At 43.5% G+C, this 18,513-nt stretch carries 15 protein-coding genes; 11 read left to right on the forward strand and 4 right to left on the reverse strand.

Translation table 11 applies throughout. The features are described from left to right. Positions 1–35 precede the first annotated feature (35 nt). The 4 genes from BLW31_RS11100 to BLW31_RS11115 all read left to right on the forward strand — a co-directional run bounded on the left by BLW31_RS11100 (position 36) and on the right by BLW31_RS11115 (position 5,630). Positions 36–1,673, forward strand: coding sequence for a fimbrillin family protein (locus BLW31_RS11100; protein ID WP_010537984.1), 1,638 nt, complete (start codon positions 36–38; stop codon positions 1,671–1,673). A gap of 342 nt (positions 1,674–2,015) precedes the next feature. After that, a complete protein-coding gene (gene proS / locus BLW31_RS11105) occupies positions 2,016–3,509 on the forward strand; it encodes a proline--tRNA ligase (RefSeq protein ID WP_010537985.1) in 1,494 nt (497 codons plus the stop codon). A 141-nt stretch (positions 3,510–3,650) separates the two neighbouring features. Beyond that, positions 3,651–4,328 (forward strand): response regulator transcription factor, encoded by a 678-nt coding sequence (locus BLW31_RS11110; protein ID WP_010537986.1) that lies wholly within the window; start codon positions 3,651–3,653, stop codon positions 4,326–4,328. 24 nt (positions 4,329–4,352) lie between these two features. Next, complete coding sequence (locus BLW31_RS11115; protein WP_010537987.1) at positions 4,353–5,630, forward strand: sensor histidine kinase; 1,278 nt, start codon at positions 4,353–4,355, stop codon at positions 5,628–5,630. Between the two features lie 177 nt (positions 5,631–5,807). Here BLW31_RS11115 and BLW31_RS11120 read toward each other — a convergent pair whose 3' ends face one another. The 3 genes from BLW31_RS11120 to BLW31_RS11130 are packed head-to-tail and all read right to left on the reverse strand — an operon-like array spanning position 5,808 to position 8,655. After that, entirely contained in the window at positions 5,808–6,764 is a 957-nt protein-coding gene (locus BLW31_RS11120) for an ABC transporter permease (protein ID WP_010537988.1), read from the reverse strand. Then, positions 6,757–7,500, reverse strand: a complete 744-nt coding sequence (locus tag BLW31_RS11125) for an ABC transporter ATP-binding protein (RefSeq protein WP_010537989.1) — start codon at positions 7,498–7,500, stop codon at positions 6,757–6,759. The genes BLW31_RS11120 and BLW31_RS11125 overlap by 8 nt, the downstream gene beginning before the upstream one ends. A 3-nt stretch (positions 7,501–7,503) precedes the next feature. Next, positions 7,504–8,655, reverse strand: a complete 1,152-nt coding sequence (locus BLW31_RS11130) for a COG1470 family protein (protein WP_010537990.1) — start codon at positions 8,653–8,655, stop codon at positions 7,504–7,506. A 230-nt stretch (positions 8,656–8,885) separates the two neighbouring features. On the opposite strand from BLW31_RS11130, the gene BLW31_RS11135 reads away from it, so the two are divergent. Continuing rightward, a complete protein-coding gene (locus BLW31_RS11135) occupies positions 8,886–9,323 on the forward strand; it encodes a PepSY-like domain-containing protein (protein ID WP_010537991.1) in 438 nt (145 codons plus the stop codon). A 23-nt stretch (positions 9,324–9,346) separates the two neighbouring features. Next, on the forward strand, positions 9,347–10,225 hold the full coding sequence (locus BLW31_RS11140) for a PepSY-like domain-containing protein (RefSeq protein WP_010537992.1): 879 nt from the start codon (positions 9,347–9,349) through the stop codon (positions 10,223–10,225). A gap of 63 nt (positions 10,226–10,288) precedes the next feature. Here BLW31_RS11140 and BLW31_RS11145 read toward each other — a convergent pair whose 3' ends face one another. Next, positions 10,289–14,743, reverse strand: coding sequence for a translocation/assembly module TamB domain-containing protein (locus BLW31_RS11145; protein WP_010537993.1), 4,455 nt, complete (start codon positions 14,741–14,743; stop codon positions 10,289–10,291). Positions 14,744–14,943: 200 nt separating this feature from the next. Between BLW31_RS11145 and tsaD the strand changes: the two genes are divergently transcribed. The 5 genes from tsaD (at position 14,944) to BLW31_RS11170 (ending at position 18,388) form a co-directional block, all read left to right on the forward strand. Further along, on the forward strand, positions 14,944–15,963 hold the full coding sequence (gene tsaD / locus BLW31_RS11150; RefSeq protein WP_010537994.1) for a tRNA (adenosine(37)-N6)-threonylcarbamoyltransferase complex transferase subunit TsaD: 1,020 nt from the start codon (positions 14,944–14,946) through the stop codon (positions 15,961–15,963). A 426-nt stretch (positions 15,964–16,389) separates the two neighbouring features. Beyond that, positions 16,390–17,622: a competence/damage-inducible protein A gene (locus BLW31_RS11155; protein WP_010537995.1), complete on the forward strand. Its 1,233-nt coding sequence runs from the start codon at positions 16,390–16,392 to the stop codon at positions 17,620–17,622. A gap of 122 nt (positions 17,623–17,744) precedes the next feature. Further along, entirely contained in the window at positions 17,745–18,005 is a 261-nt protein-coding gene (gene rpmB, locus BLW31_RS11160; RefSeq protein WP_008765736.1) for a 50S ribosomal protein L28, read from the forward strand. 21 nt (positions 18,006–18,026) lie between these two features. Then, a complete protein-coding gene (gene rpmG / locus BLW31_RS11165; protein ID WP_008761579.1) occupies positions 18,027–18,215 on the forward strand; it encodes a 50S ribosomal protein L33 in 189 nt (62 codons plus the stop codon). A 14-nt stretch (positions 18,216–18,229) separates the two neighbouring features. Beyond that, complete coding sequence (locus BLW31_RS11170; protein WP_010537996.1) at positions 18,230–18,388, forward strand: DUF4295 domain-containing protein; 159 nt, start codon at positions 18,230–18,232, stop codon at positions 18,386–18,388. The last annotated feature ends 125 nt before the right edge of the window (positions 18,389–18,513 follow it).

Raw genomic sequence — 18,513 nt, forward strand, 5'->3', positions numbered from 1 at the left:
AGTAAACAATTAATCAATTTATAAAAAGAAACCGTATGAAACAACATCATTCCATATTCCTCCTATCGGCTGCATCCCTCGCCTGCACCCTCATCCTGATGCTGGCGGCATGTACGCCCGATGCACTGGACGAACTGCCCTCTGCCGGCACGGACTCCGACGCCCACCCCCTCACCATCAGCGTGAGCGACGGCGGCATGTACGCCACCGGACAAACCCGCGCCCAGGAACACGGCTACCAAACCGTCTTCACCGAAGGCGACCGCATCGGCCTCTACGTGGTGAACAACGGGACCCTCGATGTGGAGAACCTCTGCCTCACCCTCCGCTCGGGCAAGTGGACGCTGCCGGACGGCGTTTCACAGCTCTTCTACTCGACCCATAAAAGTTATCATGCCTATTACCCCTATCGGGACGATGGCTATATGTACGACAAGGTATCGCCCGGCAACCAAGACTTCTTTGAGTCTGCAGTCGATGCCTGGAAAGTTAATACAGACCAGAGCACCTATGCCCAATACACCGCCTCCGACCTGATGACGGCCCGTGGCGAGTATTATGGCATCAAGTATACGCTCAGCTTCGAGATGAAGCACCGCATGTCTCTGTTCATCCTTCAGGTGCCTGCTACGAAATATAACTATACCGAAATGATAGACGGCCAAGAGATTTCCAAGAGCTATTACCGTTACACGAAGAGAGGTGACAATAACGCTTTTTGGCAGGAGAACCCCTACACGGCCCGCCTGCTGGTGAACACTAAAACTGACAAGCAATCCATGCCGACGGATTATGAGTATTTTGTCTCCGAAACTAAGAAGACTTACTCCTTTACCTATTCCGACCTGAATCTTCAGCCCGGAAGATACACCGTCATCACGGTAAACGGCGGAGCGGTAACAGAAAAGACGCGAGCCCTTATGGAAGGCGACTTTTACATGAAGGACGGTGGCATACTGCCCCAGGAAGACGTTCCAAACAAGATGTCCGGTGAAGAGAGTAAGAACTGCCTCGGCGTCGTCTTCTGGGTGGGCGAAATCGAGAGGATACACTGGACGCAGACCAGCTACCTATATGGCGACCACCTGCTGATGCGCGACCATCCGGAGTGTGTGCACGGCATGGTCGTTGCGATGCACGATGCCCCCAAGGGGGTGTATGCCACCGGAAAGGGGGCGACTGAAGATGCTTTTAATTGGGCCAAGTCATTCAGCGAATTCACACCCGGAGAGCGGGATGATTGGGAAAAAATAGAGGACTCCGATGCAACTTTCGGTTATAGAAACTCCCGTTTAATGGCACTGTACGGCTCTCGGCACAGCGAAACCACCTTTCCTGCCCGCGATGCGATAGCCACTTATGCTGCCGCACACCCTGCGCCCGCAGGTAGCAGCGGGTGGTTCTTACCGAGCAGATATGAGCTTGCCACACTATGTTTCGGTGCGCCTACTAATTTTGCTGAATCGGAATCCCCCTACTTTTACAAGCATCTGAAGATGCTCAAAGAAATCAATCCCCAGATTGTTATGGCAGCCGGTAATAAGCTTACCGGGGAGTATTGGAGTAGCAGCGAATTGGGTACTTCTGCCTGGCAGGTAGATCTTGACACCCCCAACTATAACGCAAAGCCCAAAAACAATACCTATAAAGTCCGTGCCGTGCTGGCCTTCTGAGGCCGGGCAGGCGGGCGACACACAGCCGGGGTGTGCGGGCTTTATCTGCCCGCGCCTCCCCGGCTCCGCCGCCGGATGCCACCGGGACGCTTTTCTCCCTATAACACGAATTAAAAAGATAAAATTATGAATGATTATGCACTTCTTCTTATCGTTTCAGCGATTGCCTGCTGTTCGCTGATAGCCATACTCCTTATTTGCTTGCATTTTTCAGATGACACTCTTACCAAGAACTGAATACTCCATATAAAATTAATGCAGGAAGAATAAGCACAGTTCGTTCCTTTTTCGTATTTTTGCACCTTGTTTTAACAATCAAGAAAACTTAAATAGAAAAATATAATGGCAAAAGAACTGAAAGACCTTACCAAACGTAGCGAAAACTACTCGCAGTGGTACAATGATTTGGTGGTAAAAGCTGATTTGGCAGAGCAATCTGCCGTACGCGGATGTATGGTGATTAAGCCTTACGGATACGCAATCTGGGAAAAGATGCAACGTCAACTGGACGATATGTTCAAGGGAACAGGACACGTGAATGCTTACTTCCCGTTATTAATTCCGAAATCATTCCTGAGCCGCGAAGCTGAACACGTAGAAGGCTTTGCTAAAGAATGTGCCGTAGTGACACATTACCGTTTGAAAAACGCAGAAGATGGTTCCGGCGTGGTAGTAGACCCTGCTGCAAAACTGGAAGAGGAACTGATCATTCGTCCAACATCAGAAACAATCATCTGGAATACCTATAAAAACTGGATTCAGTCTTATCGTGACCTGCCTATTCTCTGTAATCAGTGGGCGAACGTATTTCGTTGGGAAATGCGTACCCGTCTTTTCCTGCGTACTGCCGAATTCCTTTGGCAGGAAGGGCATACTGCTCATGCCACTCGCGAAGAAGCAGAGGAAGAAGCTATCAGAATGCTGAACGTTTACGGTGAATTTGCTGAAAAATACATGGCCGTTCCGGTAGTGAAAGGTGTGAAATCGGCTAACGAACGTTTTGCCGGCGCACTTGACACTTATACTATCGAAGCTATGATGCAAGATGGAAAAGCATTGCAAAGTGGTACATCCCACTTCCTTGGACAGAATTTTGCCAAGGCATTTGATGTTCAGTTTGTGAATAAGGAGAATAAGATGGAATATGTATGGGCTACTTCATGGGGTGTTTCTACCCGTCTGATGGGTGCTCTGATTATGACTCACTCTGATGACAACGGTTTGGTATTACCTCCACATCTGGCTCCGATTCAGGTAGTAATCGTTCCTATCTACAAGAATGACGATCAACTGAAACAAATCGACACCAAAGTAGAAGGAATTGTTGCCAAACTGAAAGCATTAGGTATTTCCGTGAAGTATGACAATGCGGATAACAAACGTCCGGGCTTCAAATTTGCTGACTATGAACTGAAAGGTGTTCCAGTTCGCCTGGTGATGGGAGGACGTGACCTCGAGAACAATACAATGGAAGTAATGCGCCGCGATACACTGGAAAAAGAAACAGTTACTTGCGATGGAATCGAAACATACGTCCAGAAACTACTCGAAGAGATTCAGGCAAATATCTACAAGAAAGCATTGGATTATCGCAATTCTAAGATTACTACCGTAGATACTTATGAAGAATTCAAGGAGAAAATAGAAGAAGGCGGTTTCATTCTGGCTCATTGGGACGGAACAACCGAAACAGAAGAAAAAATTAAAGAAGATACGAAAGCAACGATTCGTTGTATTCCTTTCGATTCATACGTTGCAGGAGATAAGGAACCGGGAAAATGTATGGTAACGGGTAAACCATCTGCTTGCCGTGTAGTCTTTGCACGTTCTTATTAAAAAAGACGTTTCTGCTTCATTATAAGCAAGAGTCCGGAATCCGATTTTGAATTTCGGACTCTTTTTTTATCCATTTCAGTTTTATTTCAGAAATATCCCTTTTCTTTGTAACAGATAAAAAAGAAGAAAGGAGAAGATTTTATGAAGATATTAATTGTAGAAGACGAACCCTCTTTAAGAGAACTTATCCAGCGCTCACTTGAAAAAGAGCGTTATGTTGTAGAAACAGCAGGAGACTTCAACAGTGCATTATGTAAAATTGAAGATTACGACTATGATTGTGTCTTACTGGATATTATGCTGCCGGATGGGAGTGGCCTTGAACTTCTCGAACGCCTGAAAGCTCTTCATAAGCGGGAAAATGTGATTATAATTTCCGCCAAAGATTCGTTGGAAGATAAAGTCTTAGGACTGGAACTGGGAGCGGACGACTACCTCCCTAAACCTTTTCATCTGGCCGAACTGAATGCCCGGATCAAAAGTGTCATCCGTCGTAACCAGCACGACGGTGAGATCACCATCCGTCAGGGAAATGTACGGATAGAACCCGACAAATATCGGGTCTTTGTCGACGAACAGGAACTGGAGCTAAACAGAAAAGAATATGATATTCTGCTTTATTTTATAAATCGTCCCGGTCGCCTGGTCAATAAAAGCACACTGGCAGAATCAGTATGGGGAGACCATATTGACCAAGTGGACAACTTTGACTTTATTTATGCGCAAATCAAAAATCTCCGCAAAAAGCTGAAAGATGCAGGAGCCAATATCGAAATCAAAGCTGTCTACGGATTCGGCTATAAAATGATTGTAGAATAATAAAAAAACAAGGAGCTATCATCCATGAAACTAATATATTATATCATTCTTCGTATCACACTGGCTCTGACTCTTATCTTAACTGTCTGGGCAGTCTTCTTCTATGTTACGATGATCGATGAAGTCAATGACGAAGTGGATGATTCATTGGAAGACTATTCGGAAACAATCATTATCCGCGCACTGGCAGGAGAGGAGCTGCCTTCCAAAAACAATGGTTCCAACAATCAGTATTATCTGAAGGAAATAACCGAAGAATGCGCAAAGAGTCAGGAAGATATCCAATATAAAGACTCTATGGTATACATCGTAGAAAAAGAAGAAACAGAGCCGGCACGTATCCTGACCACCATCTTCAAGGATAACGAAGGGCGTTATTATGAACTGACTGTATCTACCCCCAGCATCGAGAAAGACGACTTGAAAAGTGCAATTCAGGTCTGGATTATCTTCCTGTATGTAGCCCTGCTACTTTGCATCATCATTATATCCGTATGGGTATTTTATCGCAATATGCGACCTCTGTACGTACTTCTTCATTGGTTGGACGGCTATCAGACCGGAAAGAAAAACAAACCCTTGAAAAATGATACCCGTATTACAGAATTCCGAAAACTGAATGATGCAGCCGCCCGCTATGTGGACCGAACCGAACAAATGTTCGAGCAACAGAAGCAATTTATCGGAAATGCCTCGCATGAAATCCAGACACCGCTTGCTATCTGCCGTAACCGGCTGGAAATGCTGATGGAAGATGATTCTTTGTCCGAGAACCAGCTTGAGGAGTTGATGAAAACTCATCAGACACTAGAGTATATCACCAAACTGAATAAATCATTATTGCTACTTTCTAAAATAGACAACGGCCAGTTTACTGATACCAAAGATGTAGACTTAAACGTACTCCTTAAGCAATATCTGGAGGATTATAAGGAAGTCTACGACTACAAGAACATAGAAGTAAGCATTACAGAACAGGCAGACTTCCATGTTACAATGAACGAGTCTCTGGCTATTGCCTTGCTGACAAACCTGCTAAAAAATGCATTCGTACATAACGTAGACGGAGGACATATCCGGATCATAATAACCAGACATAGCATCACCTTCCGCAATACCGGAGAAAAACAGCCACTGGATGAGAACCAAATCTTCGAACGTTTCTATCAGGGTCATAAGAAAGAAGGATCTACCGGGTTAGGGTTGGCAATAACCGATTCTATCTGCCGCCTGCAACAGTTGAATCTACGGTATTACTTCGAACAGGGAGAACATTGCTTTGAAATCTCCAGCAAGAACTAAAAAAACAAAAAGCTGGTTTTACTATAACAACTTTTATCGGGTCAGTCCGAACGGAAATGAAGAATGATGAATGATGAATTGGCTGCGCTATCACGCTGCAAAGTAATTCATCATTCATCATTCTTCATTTCTCAAAATTACATCATAAACAGTAATTTAAGTCTGAACTCTTCTATATTATCGTGACCGGATCTCCCTTCTCATAAACATAATATATGAAATGGCAAAGCAGATAACCGTTGCCGCAATCAGCCCTGTAAGCTGCGGCCAGACAACAAGCAGACTCTGTCCCAACGGAAGCGGACTCGGAATAGCTCCTTGTACCTGCTCCATCGTTAGTGGTCCGATACTTCTGACGGAAGGCATCAACAGCGTAGTGGTAGCTTCATTAAACAACTCACTGGGTGCCAGCCGCATCAAACCAAGAATGAATTTCTGATAACTGATAATCTGATAAGGAGATGCCATCTGCGACGGACTTAACCCTTTTGCCACCAGATTCACAATCATCGTATAGAAGACACTGAAAAACAGCCATACAGCTACGGATGCCAGTGCAGAAGTGGCTGCCTGACGGAAACGGAGTGAAAACAAGATGGCCAGGTTCAACCAAAAAGCTACATAGAAGACACTCGTTATGAGAAAGAAAACAATTCTCCAGAATTCTTCCGCTGTAGGAGGAATACCAATGGCAATCAATCCGAATCCCATCACCAGAAAGCCCAGCACAAACAGCATAATACCTATTACAATCAGAGCAGCCACAAACTTCGCATTAATGATGCAATCGCGATGAATAGGCTGAGACAGCATACGGCTCAATGTCCCCTTATTCTGCTCCGAATTGACCGCATCAAATCCCAAAGCAATTCCCAGCAAAGGGCCCAGAAAGTTAATAAACAGCACAAAAGAGGGGAGAGTCCCGTCCGAAGCTGTGAATAACTTCAAAAAGAGGAACGAACTATCCGGATCATTCGGTTTGATAGCCGCACCAATATTAGTAAGCGCCGTATATAGCGATCCCATACAAGTAAGCGCTATGATACCGATCAGAATAAGGAAACGCCAACTTCTGACATGGTCGGACACTTCCTTATGAACGATAACCCAAAAAGGATGATTGACTTTACTCATGTCCTTCTCCTCCTTCCTCAAAATAATGGTTATAAATATCAGACAAATCCTGCTTCTTGTCTTTCAGCTCCGCCATGTCGATCAAAGCAAGTATTTTACCGTTACTGAACAATCCCACTCGGTCGCACACTTTCTGTGCCTGATCCAGATGATGAGAAGAAAACAGTACGGTCAATCCTTCTTCCTTACTCAGCCAGTGGATCAGTTCAATAAATTCCTGAACACCCGCAGGGTCAATTCCCGAAGTCGGTTCATCCAGAATGATGATTTCCGGATTTTTAATAAGCACATCGGCTAGTCCCAGACGTTGTCTCATACCACGGGAATACTTTCCGGTTTTCTTTTTGAGCTGGTCTTCAAGCCCTACACGTTTCATCAGTTCCAGCGCTTTTACTTTCGCCTCCTTATCCGGAATGCCATTCAGCCGTGCTGTATACATCAGGTTCTCCGGCCCGGTCATGTCGTCATAGAATCCTACATCCTCGGGCAAATAGCCGATTTTCTTCTTGACTTCAATAGGATGTGTAGTAGAATTAATCCCACATATCTCGACAACTCCCGATGTAGGTTCCGTCAATCCCAGCATCATCAAAATAGTAGTTGACTTTCCGGCACCGTTCGGACCCAGCAAACCGAATATTTCTCCTTTCCGGATACTCAGGCGAATATGATCTACAGCTGTAAAATTACCGTATTGTTTGGTTAATTCGGTAAGTACGATCACTTGTTCGCCCATGATTTACCTCCTTCCATATTTACGGAACAGATAGTAGACAACACCGATAGTGGCCAGAATAATCAAGACGCCTACCCATCCCCATATCATCGGAGTTTTTACTGCAATTCTGAACTGTGCGTCCGCATTCACTTCCGGAGTCTTGGCCATCATAGTAGTCACATAATCACCCGGGAGCGCTTTTTTAGAGGCCTTCAGGATAGCTACGGCGGTAGCAGTTTCTCCGGCTTTCAGCATTTCTATCTTTGACGGTTCGAAAGTAACATCCCAGTCTACCGGCTTATTAGCGGACAGTTGAATGTCTTTTAATAAGGAAGAACCTGTATTTTTAATTTCCAGTTCAATTCTTTTGGTATCACCGGCAGTCACGTCGGCACTCAATAACCCTCTCGGAGTGGTCAGTTCCATCTGATATGAACCGGTAACAACTACTTCCAGTTCCAGTTCTGCCGAAGTATTGCCTGTGGCGGCACGTACGGGAATTTTATAGCTGCCTGCTTCTACATTGGCAGGAGGAGTGATATCGATACTTACATTCTGGCTGCTATTGGCTTCTACTTGTGCAGAAGTTGCCTGCTTATAGTTAGGTTTGAAAATGACGTTCCATCCTCTCGGTGCCTTAGCCATCAGTGCATACAGTTGCTGATCGGCAGTCTGATTCTTCAGTGTGGCATTAAAAGTAAAAGTCGATTTGGAGTTCCCCTGCATATTGGGCTGGTCGGTGGTAAATTCCGTCTGATAAGTACCTTGCTGTGCTACAACGACATTCAAGGGGAGTTGTGCTTCTCCGGCAGACACTACAAAATGGTAACTGCCTCTACTTACTTTTAAGGGGACTTCTACCTTTAAGTTAAAGGTCTTCTTTTCTTTAGGGAGTACTGCCAGCTGACTAAGGTTCCAGCCGCCGGATTTCATTTCATGCTTCCAGCTGCTCGACAGGCCACTGACAGAAAGATTGGCATTCATCAACTTGTCTGTGTTGTTAATCAGATCGATGCTGTAGTCAATAGACGCCCCCGGTGAAACGGAGATTTTTGTGTAAGGTGTGTACAAAATCACGCTTTTAGGAATAGAGTCGTTAGCGTGTGTGTTACTCATGGGAAGTATTCCCAGCAAAATGGTTAATAATAAAAAACAATTTGTTCTCATAGTCATACGAAAGTTCTTATGGTTGATTTAATATGAATATTGCCCAATTTGTGCCTGCAAAAATAAGCGATGTATTTATTAGTTGCTGTTAAAAGAAACAAAAGAATATAATAAGAGCAATTTCCTTTATTTTTTTTAGATTTCTCTCAAAATTCCCAAATCTTTTCAGATTCTCCTCTCATCTTTGCATTATAAATTAAATGAAATCAGTAAAACCAATTAAAAAAACAATGATTATGAAAAAGTTAGTATTCTTATTAGTATGCTTGTTCACTCTACAGACAGTAGCACGTGCAGATGATGATAAACCAATTCAGGTAACTCAAATGCCACAATTGGCGCAACAGTTTATCAAACAGCATTTCTCCGACAGTAAAGTGGCATTGGCGAAAATGGAAAGTGATTTCCTTTACAAAAGCTATGAAGTGATTTTCACGAATGGCAATAAAGTAGAATTTGACAAGAAGGGAAACTGGGAAGAAGTAGACTGTAAACATTCCTCCGTACCTGTGGCCATTATCCCTGCCGCCATCCAGAAATATGTAACGACCCATTATCCGGATGCAAAGGTGCTGAAGATAGAACGTGATAAGAAAGATTACGAAGTAAAACTTTCCAACCGTACAGAACTTAAATTTGACCTGAAGTTTAATCTGATTGATATTGATAATTAATCTTCTTAAAATCAACAATAACCATGAAACTGAGAATTTATACATTATTGATAGCATTTTGTGCAGCTTGGAGCCTGCACAGCTGTGATAACGATGACGATGACTCAATTGCTGTTCCTGCCGCATTGCAAGAAGCATTTTCTTCTAAGTACCCCAACGTCAAAAATGTGAAATGGGAAACGAAAGCAGGATATTACGTAGCAGACTTTTATGATGGATATGAGGCATCTGCATGGTTTACTACGGATGGCAACTGGCACATGACGGAAACGGATATTCCGTATACTGCATTGCCAGATCCGGTAAAGAGCGCATTTGAAACCAGTGAATACAAGACATGGAAGAAGGATGATGTGGATAAGCTCGAACGCCAAGGCATCGAAACAGTCTACGTCATCGAAGTGGAAAACCAGAATCAGGAAATCGATTTATATTATTCTGCCGACGGAGTGCTGATTAAAAGCATCGCAGATACAGATGATGAGAACAGCCATCTTCCGACTACTCAACTGTCTGCTGCCATGAAGACTTTTATTGAAGAGAAATATGCAGGGGCCAGAATCGTGGAAGTCGATGTGGAAAATGATAAAAGCGACCGGGATTATGGATTTACAGAAGTTGATATCATCCATTTCGACAGTGACATCAACCGCAATACTTCTAAAGAGGTTCTGTTTGATAAAAATGGAGAATGGTATTCTACCTCATGGGATGTGCGGAAAAACGAACTGCCTGTGGCAGTGACTACTACCATCAGTAACCAGTATGCAGGATATCAGATTGATGATGCGGAATATTTCGAAATGGCAGCAGGAACAGCTTATTATCTGATTGAGCTGGAAGGAAATAACACTCTGGATATAAATATCAAGATAGCCGCAGACGGTACGATTCTTAAATGAGATAAGACACCCTTTTATACAAATAGTGACACTATCCGGTTGGTATAGTGTCACTATTTGTTTTTATTTCTGCGCCCGCTTTCTCTTTAGTTCCGACTTTGCTTTATCATCGGCAATACTGTCCGTCTGCTGCTGTTGTACCTTTTCTGTTTCTTCACGTTTCCGTTTGTTACGCAGCTTCCATTTATTCCAGAAGAAAAGATCGCTCCATTTATTGAAATCCTTCTTGTACATAATACCGACTCCCTGCGTAGTAAGATTTGTCTTTGTGTAGTAACGGTCATTTGTTTCATTGTAAGCTTTCAGGCGGATATCCCCCGAACGGTTAATCAGCCATTCAGCCTCAAAGTCACCTATAAAGTTCGTATTCGCCATTGGATTATCGCGGTATCCGAAATTACCATTGACCAGAAGACGGTTATTCAGCAACTGACCGGACAAGATACCTTCCACTTCCATATCCGTCCATCCTTTATCACCCGTGCTCAGATTGGTACCGATATTCCAGTTATTAGTTTCGAAAACCTGCGACAGGGCATTGTTCAGCTGACCGGACAGGGTAGAAGAGAGCACCGACGACATCACATTCGAATTCTGATTATTCCGTGCAGCATCTTCCGTATAGAACTTACCGATACCCAGCAGATATAGAATCTGCATATTCATCTGTTCCTCCGTACTAATATAGTTACGTACCAATGTCTGAATTTCATCTCTTTCATTCGGAAGTTCGATACCCAACTTAATGGTTGGCCGCCATAAGATTCCACTTAGATTCATGATACAATTTACCCGTACATTGGTCTGTTGGGCAATGGAAGAAACATCGGGATTCAAATCATTCAATGAAGCGGAATTTACAGTATACGAAGCCTGAATATCCATATTCGCATCCAAAGGAGCACCGTTGAAAGTAATGGTACTTCCATCTTTGATGATAAAATCCTTGCGAATTACTTCCTGCAAACTGAACTTATAGATTCCCTGGTTGATGCGGTAATTGCCGAACATCTTCACATCTCCTTTATTATAAAACTCCGTCCGTATATTTCCCGTCCCCTTTGCACTGATGTAGTCTCCGGCAATAGGGTCCATGATAATTTTCATGGTAGCATCGGGGGTAGCATCTACCAGAATGTTCAGACGGATATCTGTCTGGTGCTCCTCTTCGTCCGCCTGACGCTTCTGCTGCATCTGCTCAAAATAGGAAATGACCGGAATCGAATCCTGAATGCTGCGACGGGGAGTTTTGTCTACAAACTTTATAAACTGGTTGCTGGCAGCCGATGCCACATTTCCATTGACATAAGTGAACACCGTATTCCGGTTGGTCGTCATCGCGAGATTTACGTCCAGCCCCTGTATTGCATTACCCGCGAGCAACGCATTTCCCGTAGCATACACCGTTCCATAAAAAGGCATATCCGTCGATTCCTTCGTATTCATCAGAAGCATATTATTAGCCTGAATCTCAAAACGGTAATTAATATTCTTGAAATGCTTGAAACGCAAATATCCGTTCATTGTTCCCGAATGTCCCTCCAGGTCAGCAATGTGCATATTGTTGAACTCCAGTCCGGTAGGAGCCAGGCGAATCGTATCTCTAACGGCAAAGTGGGTATTCAGAATATCAAACTTCATAGAAGCATCCGTCATGACAGCCCCGTCCAGATTTAATCCCTTGAACTTTCCGTAAAAATGAACCTTTCCCGTTCCTCTTCCTTTTATATCCTGTGCTATTGATTTCATATAAAATTCGAGGAATTTCAGATTCAGTTCGTGGGCATCGATGTTCAGATCAAGTCCGCTTTCCGGTTTCAACGGATAAATCATACCGGTGACCCGTGATGGCGACGGCGCTATATCCTGAATAGATGCATCAAGATAAATACCTCTTTTCTCATTATCCCAGGCACCGTATACGTCCAGATCACCCAAACGCCCTTGATTGAGCGAGAAGTTCCTGACAAACAAACGGGTATTCATCACAGGTTTCTTGAACACGCCGCTGGCGTAGGCCGTTCCCGTAGCATCTCCTTCAAAGTTCACATCATCGGAAATGTTTGCAATATCAAATACATACCCCATATTGATGTCCTTCAGATCCACCTTGACGGTATCCGCAGGATTGTCGGAAAGCCGTCCGTTGATGCGCACATAACGGTCGTGATGACTGAAATAGAAATTATTCACATCTACCTTGCCGGAGTCTACCACCACTTGTGAAGGATGTATCTGCCAAAGCGTATCATTCAATATTACGTCAGTCTGCTTCACATCCACCATCGCTTTCAACAAAGGCTTTTCGCCTGCTGTACGCAGGAATTGTGCGACGGCAGCCAACTTTCCGCTATAAGTCGCTGTGGCGTTATTTCCCCAGTTCAAAGTGGTGCTGACTTTATCTTCTTTGGCCTGTGCATCCAGAGAGAGGTTCACGGCCCCATTCTTTTTCAGACTGGTCAGACGAACCTTCGCACGGATATGGTCCGAAGGATTCTCACACAGAATCATGCCCGACTCGATAAAGTTATTCTTGTATTGCAGACGGGGGAAGTAACCTTCTACGCGCAGTCGCTGCAAAGCATCATTAAAGTATCCTTTCACCGTAGAATGTGTATATACAGTCAGCGGAATATCAAATATCGTAGATAAAATATCCGTATTATATATATTCACATCAAATGCGAAATTATTGTTCGTTTCTATCGGCTTCTTTGGCGGCAGTATCAAAGACGGGATATATCCGCGCATGATATTGAGAATACTTGCCGGCAATGTATGGTAGCGAAATTTCCCGGCTATGCTTGCTGTCAGAAACTCGGAAGTCAGTTTAAGCTGATTCTCATTGTCCTGCCGGGTAGCCCGCACATTCATGTTTTTCATGAAATACTCTTTATCCGGTGCCCTGAACTCCAGACTATCCACATTAATCTCTCCGATCATTTCGTCGATAGACCCGCCGGTGAAGTTGGCCTTTACCTTCAGCGAGAACTCCGCATCCTGATAGTTGGGCGTAAGATTGAGGTCATAGGGGCGAATCTTGTCGACAACGGCAAGGAAGTTGAAAGTAGGAACCTTGGATGCTACATTCACATCTCCATTCAGATAGATGGAACCATTCGGATCATCCAGCGCTATCTTTCCGTTGAATCCGCCCTGCTTATACTCTCCGTCCAGCGTAATATTCTCATATTTATATCTGCTATACTCCACGGAAGCGATCAATCCCTTCAACTCTACGGCAGGAAGCTGTTTTTCAATATGCCGTCCATGTACATCCAGATTAAAAGTGATTTCTCCCAACTTGTCATTATTCAACAGCTTACCCAGCCCAAACTCTTCCGTTTTCACAGCACCGGAATAAGCAAACAATCCCTTAGTTTTGTCGGAACTCAACTTTAAGTCAGTCTTTACATTGCCAAGCCCTGTACGCAACTGCCCGTAGGTAACCAGATCAGTGAAGTATCCGGAAATCTCCCCACGGAAATCAATATCGCCCAAACGTTCCAGAAGTGGAGGTACTCCATTGTAATTACTGCTCAAATTGCGGACCAGGAAACTGACTCCGCGACTATTGGCAGAAAGTTCGGAAAGCTTCCCGTACACATACGCATCCTGCGGATTCGAAAGTTCCTGAAGCGATACATCTCCCGAAAGCCGGAACTGGCGGTCATCAGCCGTAATCTCCAGATGGGAGCAGGTGAGCTGGTCTACCGTTCCTTTTACCTGCATATCCAATGTTATCGGTTCTTTGAAATGCGACAACACCGGCACAAAAGGAGAAATATCTTTCAACGTAATCTGCGAGGGCAGGGTGCGGAAAGAAAAGTGAACCTTCTCCGAGAACTGATCAAAAGCTTTCAGACTGTCATACACCAAATGAATGGTATCCATCTTCAGCGAAGTTTCGGGCAGCTCGATAGCAAAGTTCTCAATATTGGTCTGTTTGTCATTGGCAACCAATTTCAGACTCAGTTTCTTCAGAGAGAATCCGGAAGCCTTTTCGTCAAAACTCAATCGTTTGATACCAAGATTCAAAGAGTCCCTGTTCATAGCCTTCAGAGAGATGTTGGCTATGATATTCTGAAGCTGGACATGCTTGGCATTAAACTTTCCGGGAGTTTTTTCCTCAGATAACACATGATAAGCCATCCTTCCCCGACGAATCAGCACGGAGTTGATACGCAAATCCAGCGAACTTTCCTTTTTCACGGTATCTTTCGAAGCGAAAGCATCCAGCACAAACTTGAAGTTCGGAGGAGAGTCGGGAGCCTGTTTGTTCAAATTGATGGTAAAGCCAAACAACTGGACACTACTGATGGAAATCTTTCCTTTAAAGAAGGGAAGGATGTCAAACTTGGCGGACAAACGGGTCACTTTAAGCATTTCCTTGCCGCTCTGATCATCGAGCAGCACATCATCAATGATAATACGGTTCAATAAACCGATATTGATTTTGCCGATAGTCAGGCGTGTGTTCAGTACTTCGGATAATTCCTTGGCAATAAATACACTCATTGCTTGCTGAACATTTGGAATATTCAGCAAAACAATAGTCCCGATATATACTCCCAGTACAATACCAACTACCCAGCGTACAGTCTTTTTCAGCGTTCTGATAAGCGATAACTTTTATTTAGCGAACAAAAATATAAAATAGTTCGTTATGAATCGTAGTTTTATCATTACTTTTGCACCGTTTAATAGTTTAAAAACTTATGAGTGCAATAATATTAGGAATTGAATCCTCCTGTGATGATACGTCGGCAGCCGTAATCAAGGATGGTTATCTGCTGTCAAATGTGGTATCAAGTCAAGCCGTACACGAAGCATACGGCGGAGTAGTACCCGAACTAGCTTCACGGGCGCATCAACAAAACATTGTTCCAGTAGTACACGAAGCACTGAAACGGGCAGGAGTTACCAAAGAAGAACTGAGTGCGGTAGCTTTCACACGCGGACCGGGATTGATGGGATCTTTGCTTGTAGGCGTTTCTTTCGCCAAGGGGTTCGCTCGTTCTCTAGGCATTCCTTTGATAGATGTTAATCATTTGACAGGACATGTTTTAGCTCATTTTATTAAAGCAGAAGGAGAAGAGAATATACAGCCGAAATTCCCGTTCCTTTGCTTGTTGGTATCCGGAGGCAACTCACAGATTATATTAGTAAAAGCCTATAATGATATGGAGATTCTCGGTCAGACGATTGATGACGCTGCCGGAGAAGCAATTGATAAATGTTCTAAAGTGATGGGACTCGGCTATCCGGGTGGTCCGATTATTGACAAACTGGCACGCCAGGGAAATCCGAAAGCATATACTTTCAGTAAACCTCATATTCCGGGCTTGGATTACAGTTTTAGCGGACTGAAGACTTCATTCCTGTACTCATTGCGCGACTGGCTGAAAGATGATCCTGACTTCATCGAACATCATAAAGTAGACCTGGCAGCTTCTCTGGAAGCAACCGTCGTAGATATCCTGATGGACAAATTACGGAAAGCCGCCAAAGAATATAAGATTAAAGAAGTAGCCGTAGCCGGTGGAGTCTCTGCCAACAATGGCTTGCGCAACTCTTTCCGGGAACATGCCGAAAAGTATGGCTGGAATATCTTTATTCCTAAATTCAGCTATACTACCGACAATGCAGCTATGATTGCCATTACCGGATACTTCAAGTATCTGGATAAGGATTTCTGCTCCATTGATCTTCCGGCTTATTCACGCGTCACTCTATAAAGTTGTTTTTTTGCCGTCACCCGTCACTTTGTATAATAACAATCTGTAATATAACAGATTAAGCGGTGACAATTAAAGTGACGGAAGTAATAATAGTGACGGCAAACGGTGAAAAAGTGACACCAATCAGCTAAGCGGCGACACAAAGAAGCCTTACCAAAAAATAAAATGCACCTATATATAATAGGTAAACAAAGGAAGAAGAAGGATATAAGAAGCCTTCATTAAGAACCTTTGTTTATAGCATTTCTCCGTTTCACGTGCATGAACCGCTCGCTTCACGTACATGATCCATTCGGCTCACATACATGGAACGAAAGGACCACGTACGTGAAACGAAGAAATGAAGTGAACAAAATGACTAAACATAGCATATATACCTTATTAATATAGGTAACATATTCTATTAATTAACGTAGAAAAAAGATGTTTGCTGAGATTATTACCATTGGCGACGAACTGCTGATAGGGCAGGTGGTCGATACAAATTCTGCCTGGATGGGGCAGGAGTTAAATAAGATAGGTATCGAAGTACTACGCATCGTTTCCATCCGTGACCGCGAAGAAGAGATCATGGAGGCAGTAGATAATGCGATGAAAAGGGTGAATATTGTCTTGGTGACCGGAGGACTGGGCCCGACAAAAGATGATATCACCAAGCAGACTCTCTGTAAATACTTTCATACGGAACTGATATTCAGTGAAGAAGTATTTGAAAACGTAAAACGAGTGCTTGCCGGAAAAATACCGATGAATGCGCTGAACAAGAGCCAGGCAATGGTTCCCAAAGATTGCACGGTTATCAACAATCCGGTGGGAAGCGCATCTGTCAGCTGGTTCGAAAAAGAAGGAAAAGTGCTTGTGTCCATGCCGGGAGTTCCGCAGGAAATGACAACCGTTATGACAGAATCCGTACTGCCTAAGCTGCATGAGAAGTTTCGGACGGATGTAATCATGCACCGGACGTTTCAAGTGCAGCATTATCCCGAATCCGTACTTGCCGAAAAGCTGGAACCATGGGAAACAGCCCTGCCGGAAAGCATCAAGCTGGCATATCTGCCCAAACTTGGCATTATCCGCCTGCGGCTGACCGGACGCGGACAAAAGAAATCAGAAGTAGAAAACGCACTGAATCGCGAACAAGCCAAACTGGAAGCGATACTCGGCGATGATATTTTCTGTGAAGAAGATATTCCTTTGGAAGTAATCGTGGGCGAACTTCTGAAAAAGAAGAATTTAACCGTTTCCACCGCAGAAAGTTGTACCGGAGGAAGCATTGCAGCACGCCTGACGTCCATTGCCGGAAGCTCGGAGTATTTTAACGGAGGAATAGTAGCATACTCCAATGAAGTAAAAATGAACTTGCTTCATGTTTCGCCGGAAACACTGGAAACGTATGGTGCTGTAAGTGAGCAGACTGTAACCGAAATGGTAAAAGGAGCGATGAAAGCGATGAAAACTGACTGCGCCGTCGCAACTTCGGGCATAGCAGGCCCCGGAGGAGGAACTCCGGAGAAGCCGGTAGGCACCGTTTGGATAGCCGCTGGTTATAAAAATGAAATTCGTACTTACAGGCAGGAAACAAACCGTGGAAGAGCCATGAATATTGAAAGAGCAGGCAATAATGCCCTATTAATTCTTCGTGATTTGCTCAAATAAGGAAAAATTGGTGTCTACAAGTGAATTATTTTAAGAAATTCTTGTTTTATACGGATAAAAGTGCTTACTTTGCGTCCTGTTTGAAATAAGTATAGATATAAAACTATAAAAATAAGATAGAAATGTCGAAGATTTGTCAAATTACCGGAAAGAAAGCCATGATTGGCAACAATGTTTCACACTCAAAGAGAAGAACTAAAAGAACCTTTGATTTGAACTTGTTTAACAAAAAGTTCTATTATGTAGAACAAGACTGTTGGATCAGCCTTAGCCTTTGCGCTAACGGTCTGCGTATCATCAACAAAAAGGGACTGGACGCTGCACTGAACGATGCAGTAGCTAAAGGTTTCTGTGATTGGAAAAGCATTAAAGTAATCGGCTAAACGTAGAGGAGAAAACTTACAATGGCAAAGAAAGCAAAAGGTAACAGAGTACAGGTGATTCTGGAATGTACAGAACACAAAGAGAGTGGAATGCCGGGAACATCTCGCTATATCACAACTAAGAACAGAAAAAATACAACTGAAAGACTTGAGTTGAAGAAATACAACCCGATTCTGAAGAGAGTAACAGTACATAAGGAAATTAAATAATAATAGTATAACCCATGGCAAAGAAAACAGTAGCAAGTTTGCACGAAGGTTCTAAAGAAGGTCGTGCTTATACCAAGGTTATCAAAATGGTGAAATCTCCGAAAACTGGAGCTTACATTTTTGATGAGCAAATGGTTGCAAACGAAAAAGTACAAGACTTTTTCAAAAAATAATCGGAATAGCTTAAATCGCTATAAATACAAAATCCCCTCATTGGCAAACAGTGAGGGGATTTTTTATTGCTTCTTTTTTTACTTTTCCAATCCTTTGTTATATCTTTGTAGCATAATGTATTATA

Source organism: Bacteroides faecis MAJ27, assembly GCF_900106755.1.
Lineage (GTDB): Bacteria > Bacteroidota > Bacteroidia > Bacteroidales > Bacteroidaceae > Bacteroides > Bacteroides faecis.